The sequence below is a fragment of the Pseudophaeobacter leonis genome (assembly GCF_002087335.1).
GTDB lineage: Bacteria > Pseudomonadota > Alphaproteobacteria > Rhodobacterales > Rhodobacteraceae > Pseudophaeobacter > Pseudophaeobacter leonis.
This window is the reverse complement of record NZ_MWVJ01000036.1, coordinates 46210-52209: the sequence shown is the minus strand read 5'-3', so window position 1 is coordinate 52209 and position 6000 is coordinate 46210. Positions and strand designations below refer to the sequence as shown.

Annotated in this window: 4 protein-coding genes, 2 tRNA genes and 1 pseudogene; 1 reads left to right on the top strand and 6 read right to left on the bottom strand. The window is 55.9% G+C overall.

The features are described from left to right. Positions 1-178: 178 nt before the first annotated feature. The 6 genes from B4968_RS10035 to B4968_RS10015 all read right to left on the bottom strand — a co-directional run bounded on the left by B4968_RS10035 (position 179) and on the right by B4968_RS10015 (position 4626). A tRNA-Arg gene (locus B4968_RS10035) sits at positions 179-255 on the bottom strand. A 149-nt stretch (positions 256-404) separates the two neighbouring features. Beyond that, positions 405-575 carry a hypothetical protein gene (locus tag B4968_RS23480; RefSeq protein ID WP_161492569.1) on the bottom strand — a complete coding sequence of 57 codons (171 nt, stop codon included), beginning with the start codon at positions 573-575 and terminating at the stop codon, positions 405-407. Positions 576-783: 208 nt separating this feature from the next. Then, a tRNA-Leu gene (locus B4968_RS10030) sits at positions 784-869 on the bottom strand. Positions 870-1203: 334 nt separating this feature from the next. Continuing rightward, positions 1204-2991, bottom strand: a complete 1788-nt coding sequence (locus B4968_RS10025; protein ID WP_083098671.1) for a hypothetical protein — start codon at positions 2989-2991, stop codon at positions 1204-1206. Positions 2992-2998: 7 nt separating this feature from the next. Beyond that, on the bottom strand, positions 2999-4018 hold the full coding sequence (locus B4968_RS10020; RefSeq protein WP_083098669.1) for a phospholipase D-like domain-containing protein: 1020 nt from the start codon (positions 4016-4018) through the stop codon (positions 2999-3001). Then, positions 4015-4626 (bottom strand): hypothetical protein, encoded by a 612-nt coding sequence (locus B4968_RS10015; protein WP_139792717.1) that lies wholly within the window; start codon positions 4624-4626, stop codon positions 4015-4017. Before B4968_RS10015 ends, B4968_RS10020 begins: the two co-directional genes overlap by 4 nt. Before the next feature lie 524 nt (positions 4627-5150). Between B4968_RS10015 and B4968_RS10010 the strand changes: the two are divergent. Further along, positions 5151-5255 (top strand): annotated as a pseudogene (locus B4968_RS10010) (transposase); the annotation flags it as partial. Positions 5256-6000 lie beyond the last annotated feature (745 nt).

Below are 6000 nucleotides of genomic sequence, written 5' to 3'. Positions count from 1 at the left end.
TTCATAAGGGCGGCTGCGCCAGACGCTTACGAAATGATCGACTTCGCAGGGCTTCCAGATTCTGTTTTTGAGGCACTTAACAGATGCAAGAATTGCCAGACAGAGGCTGATCTTCTGCGGTTTCTGTTACGTGGAACAGAAACCTCGAAACACATGATCTGCTAAGTCATTGAAGTAATGGTGCACCTGAGAGGATTCGAACCTCTGGCCTCTGCCTTCGGAGGGCAGCGCTCTATCCAGCTGAGCTACAGGTGCTTAGGGTAGGGCGTATATAGCGGGCAAGCCAATGCTGTGCAATGGAAAAAACCGAAAAAATCGGGTGAACAAACAGCTGATTTCAGATGGTAGGCTATGACCCAAAGGAGGAGTAGGCAAGACAGCCAATAAGCTTAGTACAGGCATCTTCAAGCGGCGCGCTGCCCCCCAATTTGGATGTGGTTTGCAGTGCGTCTTGGCACCGATGCTTGGTCGCGATGCTTGCCAACAATGAAGGTGACAGTGGTGAAATCAGGAATGGGCAAATCGGGCATCGCGAAATCAGGCATCGCGAAATCTGGAATGGCGAAATCGGGCATCACGTCCTCTTGTTAACGCCCCCAAAGGTCGTAGTCACACCAATTTACCCGAGCATGTACCATCCGCGTCAAGGCGCTCTGAAGATCACAGACAAATGTGCCCCCTTCGCTGTTTGGGGATCCAGTTCCTCACAGTCATAAAGAGGATTATCGCTGGCCAAAAAGAAAAAACGAGATCTTCACCACAACAGTAAAGACCTCTTTGTTTTGGTACCGGTGGCCGGGCTCGAACCGGCACGCCCTTGCGAGCAAGAGATTTTGAATCTCTCGTGTCTACCATTCCACCACACCGGCAGTATCGGTGTGATAAAGGAGGTTAGACAGCAACGCAAGTAAGAAAAATGCGTTGGATCCGGCCTAGTCAATACTAGGTTAGTCCATTGAAATAAAAGGTATATTCAAACTTTCTCGCCCTCACGGACGGATCGCCCAGCTCTCTCCTGGCCCAGGCTGCCATAGAGAGGACTTTGACTTCAGGGCTGACTGTCCAGATCAAGGCGGAAGCAGGGCGTTTGATGAAGCGATCTTTGCTCACGTTGAACCGCCAACTGCGCTTCCACAAGGGGGCGTTCCGGTGCGATGGCGCGCACATGATCCGATGCTGTGATTTCAAATCGCACCAGCTCGGTCAAAAACCCGTGCCATCAGACCTGTTTCCATCTGTGCAGCGCCTCTCGCATAGCCCCGTCAGACGGCCTTTGGTGCGTCGGAAGCTCAAGGGCTGGCTTTGTTTGCGAAACACATCCGAATAGCGGTGAATCAACCCGTCCATCCCCATCGCACGCTCACTGTTGTAGGACAGCAGGGCCGCGATGGCATCGGGCACCATGGCCCATTGCGAAAAGATCAACAGTTTGCTCGCCGAAACGCGCGGCCCGAAGTAGGGCAGGCTGGGCGGCACCCAAAGGCGTTTCGCCATGTCGTCCTGAAAGGCGATCGTTTTTAATGCCCGCATCCGGCCATTGTTTTCGGAAACCGGGCGATAATTCTCGACATCTTCAACGTCAATTTGGGCAGATTTTGCCGCCCGAATGGCATTTGTCAAAGCCTCTGATGGAGCGTCTTTGAGGTGATCCAGCCGCTGCCCCAGTTTGTAGTCGCGCAAAAAGTTGAGCAGGTACGGCGCGGATTTCCAGTATTCGACAGTGTTTGGGGCATCCGCAGCAGCCGCGACATGGGCGACGGCGCGGGCCGCGATCAGATCGGCGGGTTCTACGGATATCGGTACGTCGACGTCGCGCATCATGGCGTCACGTTGTTCGGTTTCCGAAACGCGTTCGGTTCGGGCGATGACTTGGCGCAACGTCCCTTCGATCCCGGACTTGACCTGACGCGCGGTGTCAAAACTGCCGGGCAGGGCCTGCATCGCATTGCGAAAGCGGCGCATCTCGGTTTCCAGCTCCGCGCGCACAGCGGGCCCCCGGTCCCCGAAAAGAAACCCCAGCACATCCAGAAACTCGCGGTAGTGATCCGCGGCATCGGCATCATCCTCACGCAGCGACAGCATCCTATAGGGGGTGGCCGACAGCAGCAGGACCTTGGCCCGGTTTCCTTGCGGGTCCTCAGCATCAAAGAGCCTGCGGGCAAGTTCTGCGGCTTCTCCTTCGCCGTGCAGAAGGTCGGTGAAGCGCTGGAATTCGTCCATAACGATCAGGTCCGGCTCAAGTGCCTCTGCGCTTTCGCGGGCAAGGATCGTGCGGAACGCGCCAACCAGTGCCTCGCGGCGGCGATTGAGATCGGTGTTGCCTTCAGGATTGGCCTTGTAGACCTGTGCACAGTCTTCCATGGCCTTCAGTAAGTCCGATTCCTTGGCAACGGCGGTGCGAAAACGCGCGACGATTGTATGCTCAAGTTCAGTGACGCGCGGTGATTTCCGTCTGGTGCGAAGCCACCCCTTTCGGCGGGAATATCCTTGGAACATACGCGGAACGGCGACTCTGTCGCATAGAAAAGGCCACAGTAGTTTCAAAAGCAACGCGCGTTCTTTAGCCATGCCGCCACCCTGTTTGAGGTCCAGCGACGTTCCGGGGGTCAGGCTGAAGAAATTCACGCCTTTATCTTTGATTCCGCCAGCGCTGCCCAGTTCCTGTGCCAGCATCGTCAGGCGTGTCGGCAAAACCTGTGCATTCGCGTCGCCCATGACATTCAGGCGAGCCACGTTCTGTTTGGCGATCGCGCCGTTTGAACAAATATAGACAATATCGATCCGGGGAACGGTGTCCTGCAAGGCTTCAATCGTGCGGGCGATTACGCCACGTGCCACCATCGTCTTGCCCAGCCCCACCTCGTCAGCTACCAGAAAATGCCGCACGGAATCCGCATCTATCAGCAGGCGGCGCGAAACATAGTCGACCGTCGTGCGCTGAAAGGCCTTGAGCGGGCGTAGGGCATCCTCGGCACTGAAACGTTCAGTCATTGCGGCGCTACTTAGGCAGCACTTGTCGAAATGTTGCCCAAAGGTCGAGAAACTCTTCCGGGATCACGTCGCTTTGGCCGGTGTCCGGATCGCTGAGGCGGGTCACCAGCCGTTCGATGTCGCGCAGTTGACGACCATCACCTGACAGCGCGCGCACCATGTCTTCAAGGATCGGCGATTCCTGACCGGATCCGAACATGCCTGAAAAAATTCCGCCCTGACCGGCCGCGAAAAGCGCCTTGGCGGCCCCTGACACGTCGCCCAGCAAAATGCGGATATAGCGAAGGAATTTTTCTCGATCTTCGATTATGGATCGCAGTATTTCGGCCGTGCGGGTATCGCGCAGGTCTATCAGCTCGGTGCCGAGGGAGAATTCCTGCGTCACACCGGTCGCGTTGTCGTGCAATTGCACGCCGATCCAGCGCGTGACGTCCTTCAGGGCGAGCCGTGCCAGCAGGCGTTCATCCCTGTCGATGTTTGTCAGGTTGATGCCATGTTCCCTGCCTGGGACCAGCGGCCAGATCCGCAGGGCGATGTCGTGGGGCAGTTGGGTCGACTTTCGGAACTCAAGCAACAAACGGATACGTTCCTCATCGGCCGGGTCCTCTTGGCAGTGCAGCGCGGGGTCTGCCACGGCCAACCGACGACGGGTCTCGTCGAGGCGCCTGTCGGCGGCGAGTTCGACAGAGATATCCTCCGGCGTGAAGGGCACGAATTCGCGCAGATAACGGCCCAACCGGTCAGGCGTCAGCTGTTCTTCCACGGTGCCAAGGTCGCTGGTGCGTCCTGACAATGTGGCGAAGACTTCGACATTCTCGCCGCCAATCAGCGCGGGCGCTGTGGCGTTGCCGGACCCCATGGTGATCTCGGTGCTGGAATAGCGTTCCGTAATAAAGGCCTTTGCGTGCAAACCGCGCGCGGGCACTGGGCCAGTTCCTGTATCCTCGGTTTCCTCGCCGTCTTCGGTTTCCGCCATTTCATCCAGCACGTATTTCTTGCCGAAACGGGCAAGGGTTTCAGGCTTCAAGAGGGCCATTTCCTCACCACGGCCCAGAAGGCAAGCGTTGTCCGGCGAACAGAACCTGATGACGATCCGGTAGCCTTCGGAAGGTTCATGACGATGCCGTGCCGCCGCCATAGTACGACATCAAGGGGGCGGTACATGATGCGGTTTGATGACAGCTCTATCGGCTGTATCGGTGGCAGGTTGATGTCCCCAGACTTCAGCTTCTTGCGAAAAGTGTCGTAGGCATATCCGTATTCCACAGCGAGATCTGAGATATGGATCAGGCCCTGATCCCAGAGCGCGGAGGCCAGATTATTGATGCCTGAGAGTCCATCAATAAGGCAGATCCGGCCGACAGTATCATCGGCGTCGCAGGTGCCATCCCCGATGGTGCACCCGTGTGCCGTAATGAAGTTGGCAAGAGCAGCGTCCATCAACAACGGTTCCAGCCCGTGGACTTGGCGAAACACATCGTACTTGCGAAATCTGTTGTTCCTTTTCGTCAGCGCAAATTTCGCCATGATCGCAGGCACAGAATTTCTGGAAATGCCCAAATGCCCTGCCAAGGCATTGGATGTTATATCCTCGTCAGGGTTGCTCCCCAAACCGTCGCAGATTTGTTTTGCCATTTATCAGCTCCTTTCGAAGGAACTGGTGACAATGGCTGCGTAGGCAAAATGCTACACCGCAAAAAAAAGGTCGATTGTAGGAAAATATTTCAATATCGTGTAAACACGGCTATCAGAGATCTGGGATGAGCCTGAGACCTTGATAAAGGGCGGAAAACAGCCCTTCGCGGCGGCACCGCCCAAGGGCCGCTTTTGGCTTAATTTGCCTATCCGCTCAGCGAGGAATAATTGCGAAAAGTTGCCCGGCAGCCGCCAATTAAATCCAAGTCCACCTTTCCGGAGTCGTTTTGAAGATATCACCGACGCCGGAAGCGTGCGAATACCCGCCGAACGGTAGCCTGCACCCCGGCATTGAGCTCGTAATCGTTCGCAAGATCGGATCGGCCATATAGTCCAAACTCGTCCGAAGACCGAGCAAGCTCGTATCCAGACGCGTCGAGCCAGATTACTTCGTTTCCATCGGCCATAGGAAGAACATTGTATAGGGCGTTATGACAGGTTCCTGATGCACGTTTTTGTAGGCGCTGCGCTTGACCCCGCGCAACCACTCCAGTGGCGGTAAGGAGCGGTTGGGAAAGATCACAAAAATGGGGGACCGATACCCCAGCCCCTTACGGAAAATGTTGATATGAGCGCTTCCATTTGCCCCCGGAAGGGCCAGCATTGCTTTTGAAACAAGGTTCTTGTGGAAACTCTGAGGGAGAACGCAAGTGTGTTAAGTCTCGAAAATATCTTCGAGAGGGCTCCGAGCGGCTCGCTGCGAGTATCCTCGGCATTTACGTGAGCTTGGACGACATCATTTACTTGAAATTGGACTATGATGTTTACTTGATAACGGACAAGGCTATATACTTGAAATTGGACGCATGTGATGAATCGGGACGGTTATGGTAGACAAACGGGAGATCTTGGCCGACGCGATGGAAGCCCTGCCCACCTTGCAGAAGCAAGGACTTCTTGTTGTTCGCAGCGGCGAGATCGACCCGGTGAGGATCAAGGCGCTAAGAAAGGCGGGCTATCTTCAGCCCATCATGAAGGGCTGGTATCATCTGTCGGACCCCAGTTCGCGTCCTGGTGACACGACGCCGTGGACGATGAGCTACTGGTCATTTGTCCAGAGATACTGCGAGCATCGTTTCGGTAGCGACTGGGTTCTCAGTCCTGAGATTTGCCTTAGCCTGCATACTGGATCTCAGGTGCCGGTTACCCAGGTGATGGTGCATGCCCCCAAGGGAGGCAACAATGCTGTCGAACTCCCTGGCAAGCGGTCGCTCTTCGATCTGAGGGTCAGGGAGCTTCCTGAGCAGGGACGGAGGATGCAGCTGCCGAATGGGCTGAGGGTTTACACTCCGGAGGCCACGCTGATCCATATGG

Bases quoted from the DNA above. Each gene is read 5' to 3' on its own strand.
- B4968_RS23480 (WP_161492569.1), bottom strand. From the start codon at position 575: ATGCCCGATTTCGCCATTCCAGATTTCGCGATGCCTGATTTCGCGATG.
- B4968_RS10025 (WP_083098671.1), bottom strand. From the start codon at position 2,991: ATGACTGAACGTTTCAGTGCCGAGGATGCCCTACGCCCGCTCAAGGCC.
- B4968_RS10015 (WP_139792717.1), bottom strand. From the start codon at position 4,626: ATGGCAAAACAAATCTGCGACGGTTTGGGGAGCAACCCTGACGAGGAT.